Raw genomic sequence first — 25343 nt, 5'->3', positions numbered from 1 at the left:
CTCCCATTCGTGAGCGATGGAGACGCACTTCCCGAGGGCCTCTACGAGTCGTTGCTGACGCGCCGCCTGCAAGAGCTGCTCGACCAGCGCACCGATGTTCGGCACATTCTGAACAGCGTCGACGACGGCGATCAGCCTCACGTTCTCGCGCGTCACGTCGCCGCGTCGCTTCAGCGGGCCCTGACCGCGGAGAAAGACCAGGATCGCCGCCTCGCGCTCGTCAACCACCTGTTGTCGGAGATTGGTGACACCTCAGACGAGGTTCTCGGGCGCAGCAGTCAACTCCTCTTCTTGCACCGTCCGCCAGGTCCGGGCGTGGACTACGTCCTCCCCGAAAGGCCTGCCACCCCGCTGTCCGAAGCCGCATTGCTCACGAACACGGCTGGCGAGCCGAACCTTGGATCCGAGCTGCGAGCGGAGCTCGAGACGGCTGATTCAGTCGATCTGCTGATCGCCTTCGTCAAGTGGCACGGGCTACGACTGCTTGAACCGCAGTTACGCAGGCTGATGGCCCGAGGTATCGCCCTGCGCGTGATCACCACGACGTACATGGGTGCGACCGAACGGCAAGCGCTGGATCGACTGGTCACGGAGTTCGGGGCGGACGTGAGGATCCAGTACGACGCCCTCCGCACCCGGCTTCATGCCAAAGCGTGGCTCTTCAGGCGCGAGACAGGTTTCGATACCGCCTACGTCGGCTCGTCCAACCTTTCTCGCGCCGCCCTCCTCGACGGCGTCGAATGGAATGTACGTCTGTCCGCCGTAGCCACGCCGGCGCTCATGAACAAGTTCTCAGCCACCTTCGAGACGTACTGGAACGACCCGACGTTCGAGGCATACGACCCCCGGAAGGACAGGGACCGGCTCGACGACGCACTGGCAGAGGCCTCGGGTCGACGCCAAGAGGCACCCACTCAACTGGGCATTGCCAGCCTGGATGTACAGCCGTACCCGTACCAGGCAGAGATGCTCGAATCCCTTGATGTTGAGCGGCTGGTCCACGACCGGCACCAAAACCTCGTCGTTGCAGCGACAGGAACCGGCAAGACCGTACTAGCCGCGCTTGACTACCGCCGGATCTGCGAACGACTCGGTCGACTCCCCCGGTTGCTCTTCGTTGCCCACCGCCAGGAGATCCTGACCCAGAGTCAGCGCACCTACCGCGAGGTTCTCCGCCGACAGGACTTCGGGGAGCTCTATGTCGGCGGCGCTCGGCCCGAACGATGGGACCACGTCTTTGCGTCCGTGCAATCGCTGACCTCTTATGGGGTCACCAATATCCCGGCCGACCACTTCGACATCGTCGTCATTGACGAGTTTCACCACGCGCAGGCGCGGACCTACCGAGATGTCTTGGCACACTTAACTCCGCAGGAACTCTTGGGACTCACCGCGACGCCTGAGCGTTCGGATGGAACGGACGTCGCCGCCACGTTCTTCGACGGAAGGACTGCCGCTGAACTGCGGCTGTGGGACGCCCTGGGGTCTGACCTCCTCTCCCCGTTTCACTACTTCGCCGTCGCCGACGGCACCGACCTGTCGGGACTGACCTGGAAGCGGGGCGGGTACGACACCGACGCCCTGAACGACATGTACACGGGTAACGACGCGCGGGCCGCACTCATCCTGAAGGCCGTCGGTGACAAGATCGCCAATCCGCGATCCATGCGTGCGCTGGGCTTTTGCGTCTCGATCGCGCACGCCCAGTACATGGCCCGGGTCTTCAGCGATGCGGGAGTGCCTGCCGCCGCCGTGACCAGTGGCCCCGAGAGCCCTGACCGGGCGCAGACCCTCACCGACCTGCGTGACGGTCGGATCGCAGCCATCTTTACCGTGGACATGTTCAACGAGGGTGTAGACCTGCCGACGATCGATACGGTGCTCTTCCTCCGCCCCACCGAGTCGTCGACGATCTTCCTCCAGCAGCTCGGCCGTGGTCTTCGGCGCGCCAACGGCAAGGCTGTCCTCACCGCCCTGGACTTCGTGGGTCATCAAAACAAGCAGTTCAGGTTCGCGGATCGCTTCCGCGCCTTGACCGGGAGCACACGCAAGGCCCTGCAGGACCAGATCGCCAAGGGCTTCCCCTTCCTCCCCTCGGGATGCCAGATCATCCTCGATGAGCAGGCTCAAACCATCATCCTTGACAACGTCAAGAGCCAGCTGATCACCACTCGCCCAGCCCTCGTGCGTGAGCTCAGGGCCCATCCGACCAACGACTTGGCTCAGTTCTTGGATCAAGCCGATGTTGAGCTCTCGGAGATCCTCAAGTCGGATCGCTCGTGGACACGATTGCGACGTGAGGCGGGCATCGAATGCCCCCCGCAGGGTCAGAGCGAAATTGCGCTCCTCAAGCGTGCCCGCGCCTTCGCACATATCGACGACCCCGAACGGGCACACGCCTACCTGTCTTTGCTCGATGACGACGCTACGCCGTACGACGAGTTGTCCCCCCGTGCCCGGGAGTTTGCTCGAATGCTCTTCTTCTCCCTGTGGCCTTCCGGGGGCGACTTCGCGACCTACGAGGAGGGCTTGCGATCACTGCGCGCAGAGACCAACGTCCGCGATGATCTCCGGCAGGTCATCTCCCTCGGACTGGCGCAGGCACAGCACGTCACACACCCACTCGTGGGCGAGTTGGGTCATCTCCCACTGCGCGTGCACGCTCGTTACACCCGTGAAGAAGCCGTCAGCGCGCTGCACTACGCCTCGCTCGAGGGGCGCGCCCCTAATAGCTTCAGGGAGGGTGTCCTCTACTCCCCCGAGATCGCCACTGACGCATTCTTCGTGACGTTGAAGAAGTCCGAGGCCGACTACTCCCCCACGACGATGTACCGCGACTACGCCATCAGCCCCGAGAGGTTTCACTGGGAGTCCCAATCCAGCACGGCCATCGCATCGCGGACCGGGCAGCGATACATCCACCACGCTGAGCGCGGCAGTCACGTTCTCCTCTTCGCCCGGGCGACGAAGCTCAACGAGTTCGGATCAGGTGTCCCCTACATCTTCCTCGGACCAGCCACCTACGAGAGTCACCGCGGTGAACGCCCGATCGCCTTTACGTGGAGGCTCCACACTCCGCTGCCGCAGAGCATCTACCTGACGGCCGCGGCTGCTGCTTCATAGGTCGCACTGCGGGGTACGCCGAAGGGGGTCAACCGGACTAGCCGGTTGACCCCCTTCGTCAGCTCGTCAGCGAATCAGCTGCAGCCGCTGGTGGAGCCGCAGCCCTCGCAGACGTAGCAGGAGCCGGCGGGACGCATCTTGGTGCCGCAGGTCATGCACATCGGGGCGTCGGCGGTCTTGCCCTGGAACTTCTCGAGCAGCTCGGCCGAGGAGTGGACCGTGGCGTCGACCTCGCGGACGGAGGCGGCACCGGAGCCGGTCTGGTCGGTGGACTCCTCCTCGGAGGTGGCGACCGTGGCGGTCGAAGCCTCCTTGGTCTCCTTGACCTCCGAGGTGGCAGCCGACTGGCTGAAGGACTCGTCGTAGTCGCCGTCGTCGTCCGAGGACTCCGGGGCGTACGAGCCGGTCTCGAGCTGGCGGGCCCGCTCCTCGGCGGTGTGGATGCCCATGAAGGACCGGGTGTCGAAGTCCAGGTAGTCCAGCGCCAGGCGACGGAAGACGTAGTCCATGATCGACTGCGCCATCCGCACGTCCGGGTCGTCCGTCATGCCGGCCGGCTCGAAGCGCAGGTTGGTGAACTTCTCGACGTAGGTCTCCAGCGGCACACCGTGCTGCAGCGCGATCGAGATCGCGATGGAGAAGGCGTCCATCAGCCCGGCGAGGGTCGAGCCCTGCTTGCCGAACTTCAGGAAGATCTCGCCGAGCTCGCCGTCGTCGTAGGTGCCGGCGGTGAGGTAGCCCTCGGCGCCCCCCACGGCGAAGCTCGTGGTCTGCGAGGTGCGACGCTTCGGCAGGCGACGACGCAGCGGGCGGTACTCGACGACCTTCTCCGGCTCGGCCGCAGCGGCCGAGGCACCGGCCTTGGCCTCCTTGGCGGTGGACCCGCCGTCGGAGAGCGGCTGCCCGACCTTGCAGTTGTCGCGGTAGACCGCGAGCGCCTTCAGGCCGAGCTTCCAGCCCTGCATGTAGACGTCCTCGATCTCCTCGACCGTGGCCGACTCCGGCAGGTTGACCGTCTTGGAGATGGCACCGGAGAGGAAGGGCTGAACCGCGGCCATCATGCGCACGTGGCCCATCGGCGCGATCGCCCGCGCACCCATGGCGGTGTCGAAGACCTCGTAGTGCTCGGGCTTGAGGCCCGGGGCGTCGATGACGTGACCCTTGTCGGCGATGTACTCGACGATCGCCTCGATGGTCTCCTCGGTGTAGCCGAGCTTCTTGAGCGCACGCGGGATCGTCAGGTTGACGATCTGCATCGAGCCGCCGCCGACGAGCTTCTTGAACTTCACGAGCGAGAAGTCGGGCTCGATGCCGGTGGTGTCGCAGTCCATCATGAAGCCGATGGTCCCGGTCGGGGCGAGCACCGACGCCTGGGCGTTGCGGTAGCCGTTCTTCTCACCCGTCTTGACGACCGCGTCCCAGGCCTTCGTGGCGTAGGCGTGGATGTCCTTGTCCATGGTGTGCATGGTGCGGATCTGGTCGTTGGCCGCCTGGTGCTTGCGCATGACGCGCTTGTGGGCGTCGGCGTTGCGGGCGTAGCCGTTGTACGGGCCGACGATCCCGGCGATCTCCGCGGAGCGCTTGTAGGACGCACCGGTGAGCAGCGAGGTGATCGCGGCGGCGAGCGCACGGCCACCGTCGGAGTCGTAGCCGTGGCCGGTCGCCATGAGCAGCGCGCCGAGGTTGGCGTAGCCGATGCCCAGCTGGCGGTAGTCACGCGTCGTCGCGCCGATCGACTCGGTCGGGAAGTCCGCGAAGCAGATCGAGATGTCCATCGCGGTGATGACCAGCTCGGCGACCTTCTGGAAGCGCTCGGCGTCGAAGGTGTCGTCGTCCTTGAGGAACTTCAGCAGGTTGAGCGAGGCGAGGTTGCACGAGGAGTTGTCGAGCGACATGTACTCGCTGCACGGGTTGGACGCGGTGATCCGACCGGTCTCCGGGTTGGTGTGCCAGTCGTTGATCGTGCCGTCGTACTGGATGCCCGGGTCGGCGCACTCCCACGCGGCCTTGGCGATCTTGCTCATCAGCTCGCGGGCGTCGACGGACTCGATGACCGAGCCGTCCATGCGGGAGGTCAGGCCGAAGTCGGTGCCCTCCTCGACGGCGCGCATGAACTCGTCGGTGACGCGCACCGAGTTGTTCGCGTTCTGGTACTGCACCGAGGTGATGTCGGCGCCACCGAGGTCCATGTCGAAGCCGGCGTCGCGCAGGGCGCGGATCTTGTCCTCCTCGCGCGCCTTCGTCTCGACGAACTCCTCGATGTCCGGGTGGTCGACGTCCAGGACGACCATCTTGGCCGCGCGGCGGGTCGCGCCACCGGACTTGATGGTGCCCGCGGAGGCGTCGGCACCGCGCATGAAGGACACCGGACCGGAGGCGGTGCCACCGGAGGAGAGCAGCTCCTTGGAGGAGCGGATGCGGGAGAGGTTGAGGCCGGCGCCGGAGCCGCCCTTGAAGATGAAGCCCTCCTCCTTGTACCAGTTGAGGATCGAGTCCATCGAGTCGTCGACCGAGAGGATGAAGCAGGCGCTGACCTGCTGCGGGCTCGCGGTGCCGACGTTGAACCACACGGGCGAGTTGAAGCTGAAGATCTGGTGCAGCAGCGCGTAGGTCAGCTCGTGCTCGAAGATCTCCGCGTCGGTGTCCGTCGCGAAGTAGCCGTGCTCCTTGCCCGCCTTGACGTAGGTGAGCACGACCCGGTCGATGAGCTGCTTGAGGCCCGCCTCGCGCTCCGGCGAGCCGACCGCACCCCGGAAGTACTTCGTCGTGACGATGGTCGAGGCGTTGACCGACCAGAAGTCGGGGAACTCGACCCCACGCTGCTCGAAGATCGTCGCGCCGGTCTTCCAGTTCTGCTGGACGACGTCACGCTTCTCCCAGGTGACCTCGTCGTAGGGGTGGACGCCCTCGGTCGTGTGGATGCGCTCGATCGTCAGGCCCTTGGTGCGGGACCCGCGACGGGCGCTGGACTTGCCGGCGGTCTCGGTCATGCTGCTTCTCCTCGATCCGTGTGGTGACGGTCTGCTGCTGGTCGGTGTGGAGTGCTGTGTCAAACGGTGTCACCGGGTACCGACAGCCCACTCGCTGGCGGCACCCGGGGGGTCTCTAGGTGGCGGTCGCGTGCTCGGCACGCAGGCGCTCGATGGCGGTCTCGAAGTCCTCGAGCGAGTCGAAGGACTGGTAGACCGACGCGAAGCGCAGGTACGCGACCTCGTCGAGCTCGCGCAGCGGCGGCAGGATCGCCATGCCCACCTCGTGGGCGTCGATCTCGGCGCTGCCCTGCGAGCGGATGCTCTCCTCCACGCGCTGGGCGAGGATGGCGAGCTGGTCCTCGGTGACCGGGCGGCCCTGGCAGGCCTTGCGGACACCGGCGAGCACCTTGGCCCGGCTGAAGGGCTCGGCCGCACCCGAGCGCTTGGTGACGGTCAGGCTGGCGCTCTCCAGGGTGGTGAAGCGCCGGCTGCACTCGGGGCACTGACGGCGGCGCCGGATGGCGCTGCCGTCCTCCGTCGTGCGGCTGTCGATGACCCGGGAGTCGGTGTGACGGCAGAACGGGCAGTGCACGCCGTGCTCCCTTCGCTCGTGCGTCCTGTGGACGGTGCGGTGGACGAGTCTGGGGATGGAACCCCATCACCTGTGGAGAACTGGCCTCATCCTGTGCACTAGATGTGGACGAATGACAACCGTGTAACCACTAGATGTAGTGACCATTAGAACCCTCTGTGAGCCTCCACGCAAGTCCCCCACGTGAACTGTCGACGAACGGCACATCGGCCGCCCCCGCATGCTGCGGAGACGGCCGATGGCTGGCCCGGGCCGGGTCGAAGGGCCCGGGTGTCAGGGGCGCCTCACGGCGCGGGGATGGTGAGCACCTGGCCCGCGTGGACGTGGCTCGTCGACAGGTCGTTGGTCACCTGGAGGCGGGCGACCGCCTCGCGGGTGGGCAGCTGGGGGAGCTCGGCCTCGGCGATCTGCCCGAGGGTCTGCCCCGGCTCGACGGCCACCTGCTGCGGGGTGGTCGCCGGACCGCCGAAGGCGACCGTGGCGCCGGCGACGCTCGCGACGAGCACGGTGGTCACGGTGATCGCCAGGCGCCCGCGACGGGTCAGACGAAGGGAGGTCGTCGCCCGCTCCGGGACGGCATCACCGGTGGGCACGGAGACGAGGTGACGCGAGCGCGCGGGGCGCGCCGGGCGCACGTCGATGCGGGCGGGGGCGGCGGTGAGAGCGGTCATGCGGTCCTCCTCGTGGCGGCTCTGTCGAACCGGTGTTCGATAGAACGTCTGTACGATGTCTAGCACGGGTGTTCGAAGGAAATCAACAACACGCTCGAACAGATGTTTGAAATGCCTGTTCGATCGGCCTACTGTCGGTCACAGCGAGAAGTTGACCAGCGACCACCGACAACGGTGTCGCGGCGGACGCACGAAGGGGTCGAGATGGGCGACGAGGACAACATCCACCAGCTCCCGCAGCGGGACACCGGCGACGGGCTGACCGTGCGCCAGCGCAAGGTGCTCGAGGTGATCCGCAATGCCGTCGCCACCCGCGGCTACCCGCCGAGCCTGCGCGAGATCGGCGAGCTCGTGGGCCTCACCTCCCCCAGTTCGGTCGCCCACCAGCTCTCCTCCCTGGAGCGCAAGGGCTACCTGCGTCGCGACCCCAACCGCCCCCGCGCGATCGAGGTCATCTCCCCCGACGACCAGCCCTCCCCGACCGACCCCGGGTCGGTCGCTGACATGGCCGGCATGCGCGGTGGCGCCAGTGCCGACGACGAGGCCGTCGACCCGACCGGCTCCGGCGACGAGCGCCCCGAGGCGAGTTACGTGCCCGTCCTGGGTCAGATCGCCGCCGGCGTCCCGATCACCGCCGAGGAGGTCGTCGACGACGTCTTCCCGCTGCCGAAGCAGATCGTCGGCGAGGGCTCGCTCTTCCTGCTCAAGGTCGTCGGTGACTCGATGATCGACGCCGCGATCTGCGACGGCGACTGGGTCGTCGTGCGGCAGCAGCCGAGCGCGGACAACGGCGACATCGTCGCGGCGATGCTCGACAACGAGGCGACGGTCAAGACCTTCAAGCGCACGGACGGCCACGTGTGGCTGCTCCCCCACAACCCCGCCTTCGACCCCATCGACGGCGACCACGCGACGATCCTCGGCAAGGTCACCGCGGTGCTGCGGCGTCTCTGACGCCCACCTCCACGAGGTCGACGAGGGAGCGAAGGGAGTCCCCCAGCTCCCCGTCGACGCGGTGGTCGACGAGGTCGTCGCCGCGGGTGGGACCGCGGGTGATGAGCGAGACCGGGATCCCGCGCTTCGCGGCGTGCCGCACGAAGCGCAGCCCCGACATCACCTGCAGCGAGCTGCCGAGCACGAGCAGGCTCGGCGCCGCGTCGACGAGGTCGAAGCAGTGCTGCACGAGCGGCTTGGCGACCGCTCCGCCGAAGAAGACGACGTCCGGCTTGAGCATGTCGGTCCCGCACCGCTCGCACTCCGGTGCGACGAAGCGCTCGACGTCGACGGTCTCGAGCCGCACGTCGCCGTCCGGCCGGATCTCGTCGCTGTCGACGTCGAAGCCCGGGTTCTGCGCCGCCATCCGCGCATCGAGCGTGGGCCGGTCGATGCGCGCCCCGCACGCGAGGCAGACGACCTCGACGAGGTTGCCGTGCAGCTCGACGACATCGTGGGTCCCGGCGGCCTGGTGCAGGCCGTCGACGTTCTGCGTGATGACCGGACCCACGGCCCCGAGCTCCTGCAGCCGGGTCACGAGGTGGTGCGCGGCATTGGGCCGCGCCGCGTGGAACCGCCGCCACCCGACGAAGCTGCGCGCCCAGTAGCGCTGTCGCGCCGAGCTGCTCCCGACGAACTCCGACAGGTGCATCGGGGTCACTCGCCGCGTCCCGTCCGGGCCCCGGTAGTCGGGGATCCCGCTCTCGGTCGACATGCCGGCCCCGGTGAGCACGAGGGCCGGCCCGTGGCGCAGCACCCTCGCGATCTGCTCGACCCGATCGACGTCGTCTGGCATGCCTCGATCCTAGGTCGGCGCGACGACCTACGATGGGCCCCATGATCGACGCCGCTGGGCTGCGCGTGATGCGGGCCATCGCCGATGAGGGCAGCTTCACCGCCGCTGCCCTCGCGCTCGGCTACTCGCAGCCCGCGGTCTCCCAGATGGTCAAGCGCCTCGAGCAGCGCACCGGCACCGTCCTCGTCGAAAAGGTCGGTCGCTCCGTGCGGCTCACCGAGGCCGGCGCCGTCCTCGCCCGCCACGCCACCCCCGTGCTCGCCGCTCTCGACGCCGCCGAGGAGGAGGTCGCCGCGATCGCCGGGCTGCGCTCGGGTCGGGTGCGGCTCATGGCCTTCCCGTCGTCGTCGGTGACGCTCGTCCCCCGCGCCCTGGCGGCGGTCCGCGCCGAGCACCCCGACCTGTCCGTGCAGTTCACCGAGGCCGAGCCGCCGGAGTCGCTCGCGGCCCTGCGGGCCGGCGAGGTCGACCTCGCCGTCGCCTTCTCCTACGACGGCAGCGAGCTGGCCCGGGGCGAGGACCTCGAGGGCTTCGTCGTGCACCCGCTGCTCGACGAGGAGGTGCGCGTGGCCTTGCCGCGTCACCACCCGCTCGCCGACCACGAGGTCGTCTCGATGACCGACCTCACCGACGACGAGTGGATCGCCGGCTGCGCCCGCTGCCGCGGACACCTGCTCAAGATCGCCCACGACGCCGGCTTCGCGCCCAAGGTCGCCTTCGAGACCGAGGACTACGTCGCCGTTCAGGGCTTCGTCGCCGCCGGTCTGGGCGTCGCCCTGATCCCCGACCTCATCCGGGCGGCGACGTCCAACGACGACGTCGTCATCCGCCCCCTCGACCCGCAGACCCGGCGCCGGATCCACGTCGTGACGACGGAGGACCTGCTCAAGGTGCCGGCAGTGGCGACGACGCTCGAGGCGCTGACCGCGGCGGCAGAGACGTCGCTGCCGGCATAGGCACCGTCCAGTCGCGCCACTGCGCGAGGATCTCCTGCGGCCGGTCCGAGGCCACGATCACCACGCCCGGGTAGTCCTCGAGCAGCCGGCGCAGCAGCGCTCTCCCCTGCGTGCCCAGGTCGTCGTCGACGTGCTCCAGCAGGAGCAGCGCCGGTTCGCCGAGCATGGCGCGCGCCAGGTGCAGCCGGGCCCGCTCGTGCCGGGTGAGCGGCTCCCCACCACGACGAAGGGAGGTCCTCTCCCCTTCGGGGAGGGCGGCCACCCGGTCCGCGAGACCGACCGCCGCCAAGGCCGCAGTGCCCTCCTCAGCCGGGAGGTCGGGTCGGCGGTAGCGCACCGCCCGGGAGATCGGGCCACGCTCGAGCCTGGCCCCGGCCGCAGCATGGCCGACCCTCCGCCGACGGGTCTTCGGCCCGGTGACGGCGAGGTCCTTGCCGTCGACGCACAGGCTGCCCTCGCCCGAGCGACCGGGCACGGCGAGGGCGGCGAGCACCTCCCGGGCGTGGCCCGGCGAGGCCCCTCGCACGAGGATGCGCTCCCCCGGCTCGGCGACGAGGCCGGGCAGCTCGCGACCGTCGACCCGCAGCCCGCGCACGACGACGCGACCACCCGACGAGACCCCGGGGTCGACGACGGGCGCCGGCCGTGCCGGCCCGGGGACGTCGGCAGCCGACTCGGCGAGCAGAAGCGCGATGATCCGGCGGGCGGCACGGTGGTTCTGCCGGTACTCCACGATCCGGCCCGCGTCGCCGACGGGGCCGGTGACGATGCCGATGATCGTCAGCGCGACGGCGACGGTGGCGACGGGCACGATGCCGAGGGCCCCGAGCGCGGCAGCGCCGGCCGACCCCGCCACCGGCGCGACGACGGCGCAGGCCCGCAGCAGGCCGGCCGTGCGGGAGCGGTGCACCGCGGCGTCGACGACGCGGGAGCCGGAGCGGTCGATGGCCCGCAGCTCGCGGTCCACCCCGCCGGCCGCCGCGATGCCCGGGGCGGCACTGACCGTGTCGGCGACCCGGGCGGCGAGGGCCCCGCGGCGGCGACGCAGGTCCCGTGCCCGCTCGAAGGCCGGCCCGGAGACGCGGGCGAGCGCGAGGCCGAGCAGCCCGAGAGGCGCGGCGAGGGCGAAAGCGAGCGGCCAGGCGATGACGGCGAGGGCGGCCACCGACCCCACGACGAGCGGCACGAGGGCCACGAGCGGGGCGATGCCGAGCGAGACCCAGTTGCGCACGCTGGCGAGGTCGTTCGTCGAGCGGGCGATGGTGATGCCGAGCGAGGGAGCGCTCGCCGAGGTCATCGCGTGCTCGACAAGACCCCTGCGGATCTGCTGCACGTAGTCCTGGCCGAGGCGCTCCGCCACCACCCGCTCGACGTACTTCGTGGCCCCGAGGCCGACGAGGGCGCCGAGCAGCACGGCGACGTCGACACCGACCTCGCGGGCCGGCCGGCCCGCGTCGCGCAGCAGCACGCCCACGAGCAGGCCGGCGCCGATCGCGCACGCCGTGTGGGCGATCGACGTCGCGACGAGCAGGGCCATGAGCAGCCGTCGCGGGCCACGCAGGAGCGGAGGCATCAGGACGCCAGCGCCCCGGCCGCCTCGACCGGCAGCAGCCCGAGCGCCGTCGCCGGCTCGCGCAGGTCGAAGGTGCCGATGATCGGCACGGGCAGGGTCGCCCCCGCCTCGCGCGCGGCGAGCGGCGAGGAGGTGACCACACCCGAGACGGCCGCCGTGGTCAGCCCGGCACCGTCGAGCACCTGCAGACCGGCCACCGCTCCGAGGGCGTCCTGCGCGGCGAAGACGACCCGGTCGACGCGGTCGTGGAAGGCGCCGTCCTGCAGCAGCCAGCGGGTCTCCTCCTGGTAGACCCCGTCGGCGACCTCGATGACGACGGCATCCGGGCCGGTGGCCACGAGCTCGTCGACCATCCGGACGAAGATCTCGCGGATGCGCTCGTGCCCCAGGCGGTAGGTCGTCGCGTGGCCGAAGTCGGTGAAGTCGAGGACCGTCGAGGCACCCGCGTCGCGGAACTGGTGGGGGTCGTTGCCCGCCCCGGTGCCGGTGGACTTGCCGGCGGCGACCTGCAGGCCCGCGCCCACGAGACCGTTGACGATCGAGCCGAGCACCGTGGACTTGCCGGAGTTCATCGACGACCCGAGGACGACGACGACCGGCGGCCGGGCCCCGGCGGGCGCGGCGGCGCTCGTGCCCGACCCGAGCGGCGCGAAGCGGTCGAGGGTGACCCGCCCCTTGGCGTCGGCGAGCAGGCCGAGCGGCTCCAGGCGGGTGGCCGTGTCGATGCTCGCGTGCTGCTCGAGCACCTGCGAGGCGAGGCCACCGCCGGCGACGAGGTCGGCCGGGGCGAGCGAGTCGGGCACGTGCGCGAGGAACTGGTCGGGCGCGTAGCGGTCGCCGTAGGCGACGAGGACCTCGCGGCCGGGGAAGAGCATCTGGCGACGGGAGACGGGGCTCTCGAGACGGGTGTGCTTGCCGATCTCGACGACCCGCGCGAGGACGACGTCACCGGCACGCGGGACGACGTCCGCGCCGTACTCGAGGTGGTAGCCGTCGGGGGCGGCGTCGACGGCCGCGGCGACGAAGCGGGTGGTGTAGGCCTTGAGCACCCGGCGCAGCCGCAGCGGGTCCAGCGCCTCGGTGTGGTGGCCGGGGGCCATCGCGGGGGTCGGGTCGAGGACGAGCGTCGTGGCCTCGCCGGTGCGGTCGGTGGTCGTCGTCATGATCGGCTCCTGTGCTCGTGTCCGGTGCTCGCAGGGTCCTGCGCTCACAAGAGACAGATCACCGCACCGGGGTGAAGCGGGCATGAGATCCGGATGAGGGTCCCTTCATCCGCCCTCATCCGGACGTGACGACCGCCGGCCCGTCGAGCACGGCGACGTCGCCGTCCCGGTCCGTCCGCAGCACACGCGACCCGTGGCGAGCGGCCCAGGCCAGGGCCGTCGGCGTGGGGTGGCCGTAGGTGTTGTCGGCGCCCACGCTGATGATCGCGACGGGTGCGACCACCGCAGCCATGAGCCCCTCGTCGACATTGCTCGACCCGTGGTGCGGCATCTTGAGCACGTCGAGGTCCCCTGCAGCGGCACTCATCCGCGGGTCGCGACGCAGCGCGAGCCGGATCGCGCCGCCGGCCTCGCGCTCGATGTCGCCGAGCAGCAGGGCACTGACGTCACCGACACGCACGTGGAGCACGATGCTGCCGTTGTTGGCCGCGGACCCTCCGGCGACCGGCCGGTCCGGCCACCACGTCTCGGCCGCGACATCGCCGAGCTGCCAGCTCTCGCCAGCGCGCAGGGTGCGCACCGGCACCCCGTGCCGGTCGGCGATCTGGCGCACCTGCCGCACGGCCCAGGCCGGGTCCTCCACCGGCGAGACGAGCACCTGCCCGACCGCGCGCCCGTCCATCGCGGCGGCGAGGTCGCCGACGTGGTCGTCGTGGAAGTGGGTGAGCACCACCGCGTCGAGCGTGCGCACACCGAGCCGGCGCAGACAGCCGTCGATGCCGCCGCCCTCGGGCCCGACGTCGACGACCACCGCCCGCCCGGGCCCCGAGGCGAGGACGAGCCCGTCCCCCTGCCCGACGTCGCAGGCGACGAGCCGCCACCCCGGCGGCGGCCAGGCGAGACTGCGGGAGGGCACCGCACCGACGGCGACCACGACGACGAGGGCGATCGCCACGAGCGGGCTCCCCCGCGAGCGCCGGATCGTCCAGGGCCCACCGAGGACGACCACCCCCGTGACGAGCGTGAGCAGGACCGCGCCGGGCGGACCATCGGGCCACGGCATCGCCCCACCGGGGACGTCGGCGCTCACCCGGGCGGTCCACGCGATGGCCAGGGCGAAGGGGGCGCCGCACCAGGCGACGAGTCCCGCCAGTCCCCCGCTGACGACGGCCACGAGGGCGGCGGTGACGCCCAGGACCGTGGCCGGTGCGACGAAGGGGGCCGCCACGAGGTTGGCGACGACGGCCACGAGGCTCACGTTGCCCTGCAGCAGGACGACGACCGGTCCGCAGACGAGCTGCGCCGCGACGGGGATCGCCACGGCCGGGCCGACGAGGTGGAGACGACGCGGGAGGTGAGCGTTGATCGCGGCCGACCACGGCCGGACGAAGAGCAGCAGCCCCAGCGTCGCGAGGGTCGACAGGACGAAGCCGTAGGAGCGTGCGAGCCATGGGTCGAGCGCGAGCAGCGCGAGGACCGCGCAGCACAGCGCGGGGGTGCCCGCGCCGCGCCGGTCGGTGCTCATGCCGAGCAGCCCGATCGCCCCCATCGTCGCCGCCCGGATGACGCTCGGCTCGGGCCGGGCGAGCACGACGAAGAAGGCCAGCCCGACCCCCGCGACCCAGGGTCGCCAGCGGCGCGGCAGGCCGAGCAGTCGACCCACCCCGACGAGGGCCGCGAGGACGACCGCGACGTTGGACCCGCTCACCGCCGACAGGTGCGACATACCGGTGACGAGCATGTCGTCGGTGAGCTCCTGCGGCGTCATCGAGGTGTCACCGATGACGAGCGCGGGCAGCAGTCCGCGGGCGTCGCCGGGCAGTGGGTCGACGGCCTGCCGCAGGCCGTCACGCAGGTGCTCCGCGGCCCGCCGCACGGGCGAGCGGTCGCCGACCGCCTCGGGTGGTCCGCGCGGGCTGAGGAGGGCGACCTCCGGGTCGGCAGGTTCTGCCGGAGCGAGCTTGCCCGACAGGCGGATCCGGTCGTGCCAGCCGACCTGCGCCCACGCGTCCGCGGCCCGCACGTAGACGGGCGCGCTCACCCGCGTCGTCGTCCCCCGCGCGGTCACCGACTCCAGCCGGACCCGCAGCAGCACCTGCTCGGGCACGTCGCCGCCCTCGTCGCCCGAGCCACGGCCGGCCCGCACGATCGGCTCGGTGAGGACGACGCCCTCGGCCCGCACCATCGCCCGCTCCTGCGCGAGGTCGTCGACCGGTCCGGTGCGCCGGGTCGTCTCGTGGGCCGCCGAGGACCCGAGGACGAGCACGGTCGCGAGGAGCGTGAGCGCGAGGACGCCCGGTCCGTCGCGCCGCAGCGAGGCGCGGGCGTGCCGGCCGCGGTAGCGCACCCCGGCCCCGACGAGGGCAACGACCCCGACGACCGCGCCCACGGCCACCCGGGCGCGCAGCCCGCCCGGCCACGACAGGGCCCACGCCCCGATCCCCCACGCGGTGAGACAGGGCAGCAGCAGACGCAGGTCGAGGGCCGCCGGGGTCGGCTGCTCCTCGCGGCTCACACCGTGACCTCGGGTGCCAGCTGGGCATAGATCTTGTCGCCGATGCCGCTCACCTCGCCGAGCTCCTCGACCGCCGTGAAGCTCCCGTGCTCGGTCCGCCAGTCGAGGATCCGCTGGGCGAGCACCGGACCGACGCCGGGCAGGGTCTCGAGGGTCGCGAGGTCGGCGGTGTTGAGGTTGACCGGGGCCCCGGCGGCGGGCGCGGCCCCGGCAGGTGCGCCTCCGGGTGTGCCCGCGGCGGATGGCGCTCCCGCGGGTGGTGTCTCCCCCGGCTTGGGCACGACGACCTGCTCGCCGTCGACGAGCAGCCGCGCGAGGTTGACGCCGTCGAGGTCGGCCCGACGGGTCGCCCCGCCGACCTCCTCGATCGCATCGGCGACCCGCGCTCCGGCGTCGAGGGTGACCATGCCCGGCCGGCGCACCTGACCGACGACGTGGACGGTGACCCCCGCCGTCGTCGGCGCCGCACCCGGGGTCGCCGACGCCCCGGCTGGTGCCGTCGTCGGCTCGCCGTCCGGTTCCCCGCTCGCCGCTACCGCCCCTGCCGGGCTCGTCGTGACGGGCTGAGGTGCGGCGTCCTGCCGGGCGAGCACGGTGCGCCCGGCGAGCATGGCCACCGCCACGGCGACGACGAGCGCGACCCCGACGATCGCCTGTCGACTCACGCCGTAGCGCCCGCCGGCGAGGGTGGACGGCAGCTCGAGCGGTCGCGGGTCACGCGACTCGTCGAGGATCTCGGCGACCCGCTCGGAGGGCTCGGAGGTGCGTCGGCTCATGCTCCCGACGCTAGGCAGCACCCGCCGTCACCAGCCGCACTCGAGCGGACCTGTGGACCGGCCCCCTTCGCCCCGGGGGCTTGTGGATCAGTCGCGCGGACGCGGGCTGACGACGACGCCGATCGTGCCGAGACCGACGTGCGCGCCGATGACGGCGCTCATCGGCGACAGCTCCACCGGGCCGGCGATGCGCTCGGAGAGGGCGGCGGCGAGGGGCTCGGCCCGCGTGGCCGCGTCGACGTGGTGCACACCGACCTCGACCCCGTCGGCCCACTCGGGCAACGCCTCGCACTCGGCGACGGTCAGCTCCTGCAGGCGGGCGATCGCCCGCCCGGCCGTGCGCACCCGCTCGAGGGGCTCGACGTGGCCGTCGACCATGTGCAGCACGGGCTTGATCGCCAGGGCCGAGCCGAGCAGCGCCCGCGCGCCCCCGATCCGTCCCCCGCGGTGCAGCCGCTCGAGGGAGTGCACGACGAGCCGCACGCTCGAGCCGCCGCACCGGCGCTCGACCCGCTCGACGACCTCGTCGACCGACCGGCCCGCGGCCGCGTCCCGCGCGGCGGCGATGACGGCGAAGCCCAGGCCCATGCCCACGAGCCGCGAGTCGACGACCCACACGGGCACCGGCGCCTCGTCGGCAGCGGCCCGCGCCGCCTCGACCGTCCCCGACAGCCCACCGCTGATGTGGATAGAGACGATCTCGGTGGCGCCCCCCTTCGCCGCCTGCTCGTAGGCCCGCAGGAAGGTCGCCGGAGCCGGCCGCGAGGTGTTGATCTCCGCCTTGCGACGCAGCGCCTCGATGACGACCGAGGCATCGACCCCGTCTCCCTCGATCCGCTCCCCGCCGTCGATGACCAGCTGCAGCGGCACGACCCTGATGCCGTGCTCGGCGACGACCGCCGCGGGCAGCGTGGCGGTCGAGTCGGTGATGACGGCGGTACTCACGGGCCGAGACTACCGAGAGCCCTAGCCTGTGGTCATGGCCGACACCGACCGACTGCCCTACCTCGACACGTCCCTGCCCGAGGCGTGGAAGGCCCTCAACGCCCTCGCCCTCAAGGTCTCCGCCGCGGCCGAGGCTGCCGGCCTCGAGCGCGAGACCGTCGAGCTGATGAACGTGCGCATCTCGCAGCTCAACGGCTGCTCCTTCTGCCTCGACTTGCACACCCGGCAGGCGACCGAGGCCGGGGTCACGGTGCAAAAGCTCGCGCAGCTGCCCGCGTGGCGCGACTCGACGCTCTTCGACCCCGTCGAGTGCGCCGTCCTCGACGTCGCCGAGGCGACGACGACCCTGCCCGACCCGCAGGTGCGCGGCGAGGCCCTCAGCACCGCCCGGTCGCTGCTGGGCGACGAGACCTTCGCCGCGGTCGAGTGGGCCGCGGTGACGATGAATGCCTTCAACCGGGTGTCGATCCTCTCCGAGCACCCGGTGCGCGTCAGGTAGCGGGCGTCAGGAGCTAGACCGGCACGACGTTGACGAGCTTGGGCGCCCGGACGATGACCGTGCGGATGCCGCCCTCCGTCGCCGCCCTGACCTTGTCGCGGCCGAGGGCGAGCTCACGCAGCTCGTCCTCACCGATGTCGGCCGGGACCTCGACGCGGTCGCGGACCTTGCCCTTGATCTGGATGACGCAGGTGACGCTCGCCTCGACCATCTTGCTCTCGTCGGCGACGGGGAAGTCCTCGTGCGCCAGCGACTGGGGGTGCCCCAGACGCGACCACAGCTCCTCGGCGAGGTGCGGGGCCACGGGGGCGACCATGAGCACCAGCGGCTCGATCGCCGCGCGCGGCACCGCGTCGAGCTTGGTGAGCGCGTTGTTGAGCTCGATGAGCCGGGCGATCGCGGTGTTGAAGCCGAGCGAGCCGTAGTCCTCGCTCACCGCCGCGATCGTCTGGTGCAGCAGCCGCTCGGTGTCGGTATCGAGGGCGTCGTCGGTGACCCGCAGCTCGCCGGTCTCCTCGTCGACGACATTGCGCCACAGGCGCTGCAGGAAGCGCTGGCTGCCGACGACGGCGCGGGTCTCCCACGGCTTGGACTGCTCGAGCGGACCGAGCGACATCTCGTAGACGCGGAAGGTGTCGGCGCCGAACTGCTCGTACATCTCGTCGGGGCTGACGGCATTCTTCAGCGACTTGCCGATCTTGCCGTACTCCTGGGTGACCGGCTCGCCCTGCCAGGTGAAGCTCGTCGAGCCGTCCTCGCTCTGGCGCTCCTCGACCTCGGCGGCCGGCACCGGCTGGCCCCGGTGGTCGCGGTAGGCGTGCGCCTGGATGTAGCCCTGGGAGAAGTACTTGCGGAAGGGCTCCTCGCTGCTCACGTGGCCGAGGTCGAAGAGCACCTTGTGCCAGAAGCGGGCGTAGAGCAGGTGGAGCACGGCGTGCTCGACACCACCGATGTAGAGGTCGACGCCGCCCGGGTCACGGGTGCCGGCGGGGGCGCCGGGCACCGGCTCGTCGCGCGGGCCGACCCAGTAGGCCTCGTTGGCCGGGTCGACGAGCGCCTCGGCGTTGGCCGGGTCGAGGTAGCGCAGGTAGTACCAGCACGAGCCGGCCCAGTTGGGCATCGTGTTGGTCTCGCGGCGGTAGGTCTTCGGCCCGTCGCCGAGGTCGAGCTCGACCTCGACCCAGTCGGTGGCGCGGCCCAGCGGCGGCTCCGGCTCGCTGCTCGCGTCGTCGGGGTCGAAGGTGCGCGGGCTGTAGTCGTCGACCTCGGGCAGCTCGACGGGCAGCATCGAGTCGGGCACCGCGTGCGCGACGCCGTCCTCGTCGAAGACGATCGGGAAGGGCTCGCCCCAGTAGCGCTGCCGGGAGAAGAGCCAGTCGCGCAGCTTGTAGTTGACCGTGCCGCGGCCCACGCCCTGCTCCTCGAGCCAGCCGGTGATCGCGGCCTTGGCCTCGGTGACGCCCAGCCCGTCGAGGCTCACGTCGTCGTTGGCCGAGGCGGTCGCGACGCCGTCCCCGACGAAGGGGGCGGAGGTGTCGATCTCCCCGTCACGGGGCGCGACGACGTGCTGGATCGGCAGGTCGAAGGCCGTGGCATAGGCGAAGTCGCGCTCGTCGTGCGCCGGCACGGCCATGATCGCGCCGGTGCCGTAGCCCATGAGGACGTAGTCGGCGACGAAGACCGGGATGCGGGCACCGTTGACCGGGTTGGTCGCCCAGCCGCCGGTGAAGACACCGGTCTTGTCCTTGCTCTCGATCTGGCGCTCGACGTCGCTCTTGCGGCCGGCCGCGTCGCGGTAGGCCGACACGGCGGCGAAGGGGGTGTCCGCGCCACCGGTCCAGGCATCGAGGGTGCCCTCGGGCCAGCCGCCCTGCGGGACGAGCGCGTCGACGAGCGGGTGCTCGGGCGCGAGGACCATGAAGGTCGCGCCGAAGAGGGTGTCGGGGCGCGTGGTGAAGACGTCGATCGGGTGCTCGGACCCGTCGGCGGCGGTCGCGGTGAAGGTCACCTGCGCGCCCTCGCTGCGACCGATCCAGTTGCGCTGCATGGCCTTGACCTTGTCCGGCCAGTCGACGCGGTCGAGGTCGTCGGCCAGGCGGTCGGCATAGGCGGTGATGCGCATCATCCACTGGCGCAGGTTGGCCTTGAAGACCGGGTAGTTGCCGCGCTCGGAGCGACCGTCGGCCGTGACCTCCTCGTTGGCCAGGACGGTGCCCAGGCCGGGCGCCCAGTTGACCGGGGCGTGGCTGGTGTAGACGAGGCGGTACTCGTCGAGGACGTCGGAGCGCTCCTTGGCCGACAGCTGCGACCAGGTGCGGGTCTCCCCCTTCGGCAGGGGGCGCTCACCGGACTCGAAGGCGGCGACGAGCTCCGCGATGGGCCGGGCCCGGCCGAGACCGCCGTCGGGCCGCACGGCCTCCTCGTCGTACCAGGCGTTGAAGATCTGGCTGAAGATCCACTGCGTCCAGCGGTAGTAGTCGGGGTCGATCGTCGCGAAGGCGCGCCGGTCGTCGTGGCCGAGGCCGAGGCGGCGCAGCTGCCGCTTCATCGTCGCCATGTTGGCCTCGGTCGTCACCCGCGGGTGCTGACCGGTCTGCACGGCGAACTGCTCCGCGGGCAGGCCGAAGGCGTCGTAGCCGAGGCAGTGCAGCACGTTCTTGCCGAGCATCCGCTGGTAGCGGGCGTAGACGTCGGTCGCGATGTAGCCCAGCGGGTGACCGACGTGCAGGCCGGCGCCCGAGGGGTAGGGGAACATGTCGAGGACGAGCATGTGGCCGTCGTGCTCGCGCACGCGCTCCGGCTCGGCCCACGGGCCGGCGGGGTTGGGCGCGCGGAAGGTCCCGAGCTCCTCCCAGCGGTCCTGCCAGCCGGTCTCGATCCGACCGGCCATCTCCGCGGTGTAGCGGTAGGGCGTCTCGCTCATCTGTGGTGCTTCTCCCGGGGTCGACGTGTGCGCGCCAAGCCTACGTGTCCCCCGGGAGGTCGAGGACGAAGTGGTCACCGTCCGGCACGAAGCCGAGGCGGGCGTAGTAGGGATTGCGCATGCCCGACGGGGTGCGCACCCGCGTGTAGCCCCGCCGGCGGAAGGGACCCTCCTGCCCGAAGACGAACTCCCCCGGCGTGCGGTCGCGGTAGCGGGCGGTGACGTGGTCCAGGACGATCCGGGCCTCCCCCTTCGCCCCGGGTCGCACGACGACCACCCCCACGGTCTCGTCGCCGGTGAGCACGAGGTAGCAGTCGTCGTCGGCGCTCGGGTCGTGGACGAAGCCCGGCTGCCAACGCTCGATGTCGGCCGCGTGCACCCGCAGGACGTGCCTCAGGTAGGTGTCGTCGGCGGCCACCTCGAGGACCTCGTAGGCGCGCCCGTCGTGGCGGTCGCGGTGCGCCCGCACGAGGTACCAGACGTTGATCGCCGCGAGCACGACGTTGAGCCCGACCATCGGCCACACCCCGACCGCGCCGTTGTAACCGATCAGGACGAGGCAGCCAAGGAGGTTGATCCACCGCAGCCGGTGCAGGTTGGTCTGCAGCAGGGACACCACGAGGACCGCGGAGCCCACCCAGCCGACCACCTCGAGCAGGGTCGAAGTCATCGCCCGAACCTACCGGCCTAGGGTGCCGTCATGGAGCCCTTGCACCACGCGCCCATCATCGACATCCACACCCACTTCATGCCGCAGCGGGTCCTCGACAAGGTGTGGGCCTACTTCGACTCCGCCGGTCCGCTCACCGGCCGGCCGTGGCCGATCACCTATCGCACGGACGAAGGGGAGCGCCTGGCCACCCTGCGAGCGCTCGGTGTGCGGGCCTTCCCCTCGCTCAACTACGCCCACCGTCCCGGTATGGCGCAGTGGCTCAACGACTGGTCCACAGACTTCGCCGCGCGGGTGCCCGAGGCGATCCACTCGGCGACCTTCTACCCGGAGCCGGGTGCGGCGGAGTACACGCAGGCGGCGATCGAGGCCGGGGCCCGCATCGTCAAGGTGCACGTCCAGGTCGGCGACTACCCGCTCGACGACCCACGTCTGGACGAGGTCTGGCCGGTGCTCGAGCGCTCGCGCACGCCCATCGTCATGCACGCCGGCAACGGCCCGGCCCCGGGGCGCTTCACCGGACCGGCCGCCGTGCGCGACCTGCTCGAGCGGCACCCGCGCCTCGTCCTCGTCATCGCGCACATGGGGATGCCCGACTACGGCGACTTCCTCGACATCGCCCGCGCGCACCCCGACGTGCACCTCGACACGACGATGGCCTTCACCGACTTCACCGAGGCCCTCGCGCCCTTCCCCACCGACCGGCTCGAGGACCTCGCCGAGCTCGGCGACCGGGTGCTCTTCGGCAGCGACTTCCCCAACATCCCCTACTCCTACGAGCACGCCGTGCAGGCTGTCGCCGACCTCGGTCTCGGCGACGACTGGACGCGGGCAGTGCTGCACGACAACGCTGCCCGGCTTCTCGGGGAGTGACGTCGGGGCGGCTCAGGCCGTCGTCGGCCGGTGCAGCACCGCCCGCAGCACGAGCCCGGCCACGAGGGCCCAGAAGGCCGCGCTGACCCCGGCGACGGCGGTGCCCGACGCCGCGACGGCGAAGGTGACGACCGCCGGCACCTGCTCGCCCGGCTCCGCCAGCGCGGAGCGAAGGGAGGTCGCGAGCGTGCCTATGAGCGCCAGCCCCGCCACGGCCGCCACCACCCCTTCGGGCGCGAGCGAGACGAGGGTGGCGAAGGCTGCGGAGGCGATGCCGATCGGCACGAGGACGATGCCGGAGGTCACGCTCGCGATCCAGCGGCGGGAGCGGTCCTCCCCGGCATCGGGACCGGCGGCGAGGGCGGCGCTGATCGCCGCGAGGTTGATCGCGTGCCCGCCGGCGGGCGCCCCGAGGACCGTCCCCGCACCCGTGACGAGCATCGAGCGTCGCCACGGCACCTCGTAGCCGAAGCCGCGCATCACCGCGACGCCCGGCACGTTCTGCGAGGCCATGGTCACGAGATAGAGAGGCAGGGCGATCCCGACGAGCCCGCCGAGGGTGAGAGTCGGGGCGGTGAGCTCGAGCCGGGGCACGAGGGAGGCGGTGTCGACGGGCGCGCCGGAGCGGGCGAGATGGACGGCGATGACGACCGCCGCCGCGACGAAGGCGAGCGGCGAGGCCCACCGCGGCGCCAGCCGCAGGGCGAGCACCCACACGATGACCACCGGCCCCACCGCCCACGGGTTGGCCGCCATGCCCGTCACCGGCCCGAGGCACAGCTGCATGACGATGCCGGCGAGCATCGCCTGAGCCACCGAGGCGGGGATCCGGGTGATGAGCGACCCGAGGGCCGGCACGAGTCCCGTCGCGAGGACGAGGACACCGGTGACGACGAAGGCACCGACCGCCGCCGGCCAGCCCCCGTCGACCGTCCCCGTGGAGGCGAGCAGCGCAGCACCGGGCGTGGACCACGCCACGGTGATCGGCAGTCGGGTCGTCAGGGAGAGGACGATCGAGCTCAGGCCCATGAGGATCGTCACGGCCAGCAGCCCGCTGGCGGCCTGGGCGTGGGTCGCCCCGACGGCGGTCAGTCCCTGCAGGACGACGACGAAGGCGCTCGTGAAGCCGACGAGCGCCGTGACGACACCGGCCGCGACCGGGCGGCTCGTCTCGATCGGCATGCGCACACGCTAGAGGGTGCCGTGACATGCAGAAGGCCCGGACCGCGATGCGATCCGGGCCTTCTGGCTCCCGGGTGGAGCTGAGGGGATTCGAACCCCTGACCCCCTCCATGCCATGGAGGTGCGCTACCAACTGCGCTACAGCCCCGAGTGGGTTTCCCCCGAAGGGGACTGCGAGAGTTTAACCCTACGCACCCCCGCTTTTCCAAATCGGGCTCCGCGAGCGGCTCACAGGCCCTCGGCAGAGGCATTCCACTGGGTGATCCGCCAGCCGCGACGGCCCCTCATCGGCGTCCGGCCCTGCTCGACGACCGCCCAGTGGCAGTTGCCGAAGCCGCCGAGCACCCGCCAGGCCGTCTCCTGCTCGAGGCCGACGAGCTCGGCGACGACGGTGCGGCCGGTCACGCCGTGGGTCGCGACGACGACGGTCTCACCCGGGTCCATGCCGTCGACGAGCTCGTCGATGGCCGGGCGCACGCGCTGGGCGAGCTCGGCGAGCGACTCGCCGTGGCCGCCCCGCTTGAAGTCCTCGCCGCTCACGAGCCGCTCGGCGTCGAGCGGGTACTGCTCGCCCACCTCGGCGGCCGTCAGGCCCTGCCAGGCCCCGGCGTGGATCTCGCGCCAGCGCTCGTCGACGGCCACGTCGAGGTCACCGCTCGCGGCGGCGACGGCCCGTGCCGTGTCGTGGGCGCGGGAGAGGTCGGAGGACACGATCCGCGAGGGACGAAGGGCGGCGATCGCCCGGGCCGCAGCCGCGGCCTGCTCCCGACCCAGGTCGGTCAGCTCGTGGTCGAGGTGCCCCTGCCAGATGCCCTTGAGGTTGGAGACGGTCTGGCCGTGGCGCAGCACGACGAGGCGACGGGGCTCCCCCTTCGACCCGCCGTCGGTCTCGGCGACGTGGCGTCGGGTCGCCTCGCTCACCGCTCGTCCGACTGCTGCGAGCCCACGACACCGAGGTCGAGGTGCGGGCAGTCGCGCCAGAGGCGCTCGAGGTCGTAGAAGTCCTTTTCCTCGTCGTGCTGCGCGTGCACGACGACGTCGCCGAAGTCGATGAGGACCCACCGGCCGGGGCCGTTGCCCTCACGGCGCAGCGGCTTGATCTGGGCCTCCTCGCGCATGGCCTCCTCGACGGCGTCGACGATGGCCTGCACCTGACGCTCGTTGTCGGCGGAGACGATGAGGAAGATGTCGGTGAGCGGCATCTGCCCGGACACGTCGAGCCCGGTGATGGTCGTCGCGAGCTTGTCGGCCGCCGCGCGGGCGGCGATGGTCGCGTTGTCGATGGCCTGCTGGGTGGCTACCACGGTGTGTCGGTCACTCCCGGTCGTCGGTGTAGAGCTCGTACTTGTTGATGTACTGCACGACGCCGTCGGGCACGAGGTACCAGACGGGTTCGCCGGCGGCGACGCGCTGTCGGCAGTCGGTGGAGGAGATCGCCATGGCGGGCACCTCCTGGAGGGTCACCCGGTCCTCGGGCAGCCCCGTCTCGCTGAGGTGGTAGCCGGGGCGGGTGACGCCGATGAAGTGGGCGAGGTCCCACAGCTCGCCGACGTCCTTCCACGACAGGATCTGCGCGAGGGCGTCGGCGCCGGTGATGAAGAAGAGCTCGTCGTCGGGGCGCAGCTCGCGCAGGTCGCGCAGGGTGTCGATCGTGTAGGTCGGGCCCTCACGGTCGATGTCGACGCGGCTGACGGTGAAGCGCGGGTTGGACGCCGTGGCGACCACCGTCATCAGGTAACGGTGTTCGGCCGGGCTGACCTGGGTGTCCGCCTTCTGCCACGGCTCCCCCGTGGGGACGAAGACGACCTCGTCGAGCCCGAAGCGCGAGGCGGCCTCGCTGGCGGCGACGAGGTGACCGTGGTGGATGGGGTCGAAGGTCCCACCCATCACGCCGAGGCGCTTGCTCAGTGGTGGTCCCCGTGTGCGTGGTCGTCGTGGACCTCGTGGGCGACCGTGTTGTCCGCGGTCGGGATCTTGGTCGCCGCCTGGCGGAAGGCGAAGAGGACGGCCAGCATCATCGCGAAGATCAGCAGGGCGAAGAGGCCGTAGCCCCACGGCGGGATCGGCAGCGCGTTGTGGTGCTCGGTCTCGGCGGCGAGGGAGACGAAGGTGCTCAGCATG

Annotated in this window: 21 protein-coding genes and 1 tRNA gene; 5 read left to right on the top strand and 17 right to left on the bottom strand. The window is 71.3% G+C overall.

What is annotated here, in order from left to right; all coding sequences use genetic code 11:
* Nucleotides 1–9: 9 nt before the first annotated feature.
* On the top strand, nt 10–3123 hold the full coding sequence (locus tag ACQBJO_RS06240) for a DUF3427 domain-containing protein (RefSeq protein ID WP_421006772.1): 3114 nt from the start codon (nt 10–12) through the stop codon (nt 3121–3123).
* Between the two features lie 74 nt (nt 3124–3197).
* Here ACQBJO_RS06240 and ACQBJO_RS06235 read toward each other — a convergent pair whose 3' ends face one another.
* From ACQBJO_RS06235 to ACQBJO_RS06225, 3 genes are all read right to left on the bottom strand, one after another.
* The gene (locus tag ACQBJO_RS06235; protein WP_421006773.1) at nt 3198–6113 is read right to left on the bottom strand and encodes a vitamin B12-dependent ribonucleotide reductase; all 2916 of its coding nucleotides are present in this window, start codon (nt 6111–6113) and stop codon (nt 3198–3200) included.
* Between the two features lie 115 nt (nt 6114–6228).
* Nucleotides 6229–6687 carry a transcriptional regulator NrdR gene (gene nrdR, locus ACQBJO_RS06230; protein WP_255185888.1) on the bottom strand — a complete coding sequence of 153 codons (459 nt, stop codon included), beginning with the start codon at nt 6685–6687 and terminating at the stop codon, nt 6229–6231.
* Between the two features lie 284 nt (nt 6688–6971).
* On the bottom strand, nt 6972–7358 hold the full coding sequence (locus tag ACQBJO_RS06225) for a LysM peptidoglycan-binding domain-containing protein (RefSeq protein WP_421006774.1): 387 nt from the start codon (nt 7356–7358) through the stop codon (nt 6972–6974).
* Between the two features lie 204 nt (nt 7359–7562).
* Between ACQBJO_RS06225 and lexA the strand changes: the two genes are divergently transcribed.
* Complete coding sequence (gene lexA / locus ACQBJO_RS06220) at nt 7563–8312, top strand: transcriptional repressor LexA (protein WP_421006775.1); 750 nt, start codon at nt 7563–7565, stop codon at nt 8310–8312.
* On the opposite strand, the gene ACQBJO_RS06215 is transcribed toward lexA, so the two are convergent.
* The gene (locus ACQBJO_RS06215; RefSeq protein ID WP_421006776.1) at nt 8287–9147 is read right to left on the bottom strand and encodes an NAD-dependent protein deacetylase; all 861 of its coding nucleotides are present in this window, start codon (nt 9145–9147) and stop codon (nt 8287–8289) included. The two genes, lexA and ACQBJO_RS06215, sit on opposite strands and share 26 nt — an antisense overlap.
* Nucleotides 9148–9188: 41 nt before the next feature.
* On the opposite strand from ACQBJO_RS06215, the gene ACQBJO_RS06210 reads away from it, so the two are divergent.
* Nucleotides 9189–10103 (top strand): LysR family transcriptional regulator, encoded by a 915-nt coding sequence (locus ACQBJO_RS06210; protein ID WP_255185884.1) that lies wholly within the window; start codon nt 9189–9191, stop codon nt 10101–10103.
* On the opposite strand, the gene ACQBJO_RS06205 is transcribed toward ACQBJO_RS06210, so the two are convergent.
* From ACQBJO_RS06205 to ACQBJO_RS06185, 5 genes are all read right to left on the bottom strand, one after another.
* A complete protein-coding gene (locus ACQBJO_RS06205) occupies nt 10033–11676 on the bottom strand; it encodes an ABC transporter transmembrane domain-containing protein (RefSeq protein ID WP_421006777.1) in 1644 nt (547 codons plus the stop codon). The two genes, ACQBJO_RS06210 and ACQBJO_RS06205, sit on opposite strands and share 71 nt — an antisense overlap.
* On the bottom strand, nt 11676–12839 hold the full coding sequence (locus ACQBJO_RS06200; protein WP_421006778.1) for a DUF1611 domain-containing protein: 1164 nt from the start codon (nt 12837–12839) through the stop codon (nt 11676–11678). The genes ACQBJO_RS06205 and ACQBJO_RS06200 overlap by 1 nt, the downstream gene beginning before the upstream one ends.
* A 115-nt stretch (nt 12840–12954) precedes the next feature.
* Nucleotides 12955–15354: a ComEC/Rec2 family competence protein gene (locus ACQBJO_RS06195; protein ID WP_421006779.1), complete on the bottom strand. Its 2400-nt coding sequence runs from the start codon at nt 15352–15354 to the stop codon at nt 12955–12957.
* Nucleotides 15351–16130, bottom strand: a complete 780-nt coding sequence (locus tag ACQBJO_RS06190; protein ID WP_421006780.1) for a helix-hairpin-helix domain-containing protein — start codon at nt 16128–16130, stop codon at nt 15351–15353. Before ACQBJO_RS06190 ends, ACQBJO_RS06195 begins: the two co-directional genes overlap by 4 nt.
* Before the next feature lie 87 nt (nt 16131–16217).
* Nucleotides 16218–17075: a DegV family protein gene (locus ACQBJO_RS06185; RefSeq protein ID WP_421006781.1), complete on the bottom strand. Its 858-nt coding sequence runs from the start codon at nt 17073–17075 to the stop codon at nt 16218–16220.
* Between the two features lie 34 nt (nt 17076–17109).
* Between ACQBJO_RS06185 and ACQBJO_RS06180 the strand changes: the two genes are divergently transcribed.
* Nucleotides 17110–17574, top strand: a complete 465-nt coding sequence (locus tag ACQBJO_RS06180) for a carboxymuconolactone decarboxylase family protein (RefSeq protein ID WP_421006782.1) — start codon at nt 17110–17112, stop codon at nt 17572–17574.
* A 13-nt stretch (nt 17575–17587) separates the two neighbouring features.
* Here the strand turns inward: ACQBJO_RS06180 and leuS are convergent, their stop codons facing one another.
* Both leuS and ACQBJO_RS06170 read right to left on the bottom strand, forming a co-directional pair.
* Complete coding sequence (gene leuS / locus ACQBJO_RS06175) at nt 17588–20497, bottom strand: leucine--tRNA ligase (RefSeq protein WP_421006783.1); 2910 nt, start codon at nt 20495–20497, stop codon at nt 17588–17590.
* 40 nt (nt 20498–20537) lie between these two features.
* Complete coding sequence (locus ACQBJO_RS06170) at nt 20538–21167, bottom strand: hypothetical protein (protein ID WP_421006784.1); 630 nt, start codon at nt 21165–21167, stop codon at nt 20538–20540.
* A 30-nt stretch (nt 21168–21197) separates the two neighbouring features.
* Here ACQBJO_RS06170 and ACQBJO_RS06165 point away from each other — a divergent pair, with 30 nt between their 5' ends.
* Nucleotides 21198–22040 carry an amidohydrolase family protein gene (locus ACQBJO_RS06165; RefSeq protein ID WP_421006785.1) on the top strand — a complete coding sequence of 281 codons (843 nt, stop codon included), beginning with the start codon at nt 21198–21200 and terminating at the stop codon, nt 22038–22040.
* A gap of 12 nt (nt 22041–22052) precedes the next feature.
* Here ACQBJO_RS06165 and ACQBJO_RS06160 read toward each other — a convergent pair whose 3' ends face one another.
* The 6 genes from ACQBJO_RS06160 to ACQBJO_RS06135 all read right to left on the bottom strand — a co-directional run bounded on the left by ACQBJO_RS06160 (nt 22053) and on the right by ACQBJO_RS06135 (nt 25342).
* A complete protein-coding gene (locus ACQBJO_RS06160) occupies nt 22053–23222 on the bottom strand; it encodes a benzoate/H(+) symporter BenE family transporter (protein WP_421006786.1) in 1170 nt (389 codons plus the stop codon).
* A 75-nt stretch (nt 23223–23297) separates the two neighbouring features.
* A tRNA-Ala gene (locus ACQBJO_RS06155) sits at nt 23298–23370 on the bottom strand.
* An 80-nt stretch (nt 23371–23450) separates the two neighbouring features.
* Nucleotides 23451–24143 carry a histidine phosphatase family protein gene (locus ACQBJO_RS06150; protein WP_421006787.1) on the bottom strand — a complete coding sequence of 231 codons (693 nt, stop codon included), beginning with the start codon at nt 24141–24143 and terminating at the stop codon, nt 23451–23453.
* Nucleotides 24140–24526 (bottom strand): ribosome silencing factor, encoded by a 387-nt coding sequence (gene rsfS, locus ACQBJO_RS06145; RefSeq protein WP_421006788.1) that lies wholly within the window; start codon nt 24524–24526, stop codon nt 24140–24142. The genes ACQBJO_RS06150 and rsfS overlap by 4 nt, the downstream gene beginning before the upstream one ends.
* Before the next feature lie 10 nt (nt 24527–24536).
* On the bottom strand, nt 24537–25109 hold the full coding sequence (nadD, locus tag ACQBJO_RS06140) for a nicotinate-nucleotide adenylyltransferase (protein ID WP_430407169.1): 573 nt from the start codon (nt 25107–25109) through the stop codon (nt 24537–24539).
* 17 nt (nt 25110–25126) lie between these two features.
* Nucleotides 25127–25342 (bottom strand): hypothetical protein, encoded by a 216-nt coding sequence (locus tag ACQBJO_RS06135; RefSeq protein ID WP_255185871.1) that lies wholly within the window; start codon nt 25340–25342, stop codon nt 25127–25129.
* Nucleotide 25343: the final 1 nt, after the last annotated feature.

The organism is Janibacter zhangyanbonis (assembly GCF_050507325.1).
GTDB lineage: Bacteria > Actinomycetota > Actinomycetes > Actinomycetales > Dermatophilaceae > Janibacter.
The sequence above is the reverse complement of the archived record's forward strand: the minus strand, read 5'-3'. Positions and strand labels throughout refer to the sequence as shown.

Bases quoted from the DNA above. Each gene is read 5' to 3' on its own strand.
- ACQBJO_RS06200 (WP_421006778.1), bottom strand. From the start codon at position 12,839: ATGACGACGACCACCGACCGCACCGGCGAGGCCACGACGCTCGTCCTC.
- ACQBJO_RS06190 (WP_421006780.1), bottom strand. From the start codon at position 16,130: ATGAGCCGACGCACCTCCGAGCCCTCCGAGCGGGTCGCCGAGATCCTC.
- ACQBJO_RS06170 (WP_421006784.1), bottom strand. From the start codon at position 21,167: ATGACTTCGACCCTGCTCGAGGTGGTCGGCTGGGTGGGCTCCGCGGTC.
- nadD (WP_430407169.1), bottom strand. From the start codon at position 25,109: ATGGGTGGGACCTTCGACCCCATCCACCACGGTCACCTCGTCGCCGCC.
- ACQBJO_RS06210 (WP_255185884.1), top strand. From the start codon at position 9,189: ATGATCGACGCCGCTGGGCTGCGCGTGATGCGGGCCATCGCCGATGAG.
- ACQBJO_RS06165 (WP_421006785.1), top strand. From the start codon at position 21,198: ATGGAGCCCTTGCACCACGCGCCCATCATCGACATCCACACCCACTTC.
- lexA (WP_421006775.1), top strand. From the start codon at position 7,563: ATGGGCGACGAGGACAACATCCACCAGCTCCCGCAGCGGGACACCGGC.
- ACQBJO_RS06160 (WP_421006786.1), bottom strand. From the start codon at position 23,222: ATGCCGATCGAGACGAGCCGCCCGGTCGCGGCCGGTGTCGTCACGGCG.
- leuS (WP_421006783.1), bottom strand. From the start codon at position 20,497: ATGAGCGAGACGCCCTACCGCTACACCGCGGAGATGGCCGGTCGGATC.
- ACQBJO_RS06235 (WP_421006773.1), bottom strand. From the start codon at position 6,113: ATGACCGAGACCGCCGGCAAGTCCAGCGCCCGTCGCGGGTCCCGCACC.
- ACQBJO_RS06205 (WP_421006777.1), bottom strand. From the start codon at position 11,676: ATGCCTCCGCTCCTGCGTGGCCCGCGACGGCTGCTCATGGCCCTGCTC.
- ACQBJO_RS06180 (WP_421006782.1), top strand. From the start codon at position 17,110: ATGGCCGACACCGACCGACTGCCCTACCTCGACACGTCCCTGCCCGAG.
- ACQBJO_RS06135 (WP_255185871.1), bottom strand. From the start codon at position 25,342: ATGCTGAGCACCTTCGTCTCCCTCGCCGCCGAGACCGAGCACCACAAC.
- ACQBJO_RS06215 (WP_421006776.1), bottom strand. From the start codon at position 9,147: ATGCCAGACGACGTCGATCGGGTCGAGCAGATCGCGAGGGTGCTGCGC.
- ACQBJO_RS06225 (WP_421006774.1), bottom strand. From the start codon at position 7,358: ATGACCGCTCTCACCGCCGCCCCCGCCCGCATCGACGTGCGCCCGGCG.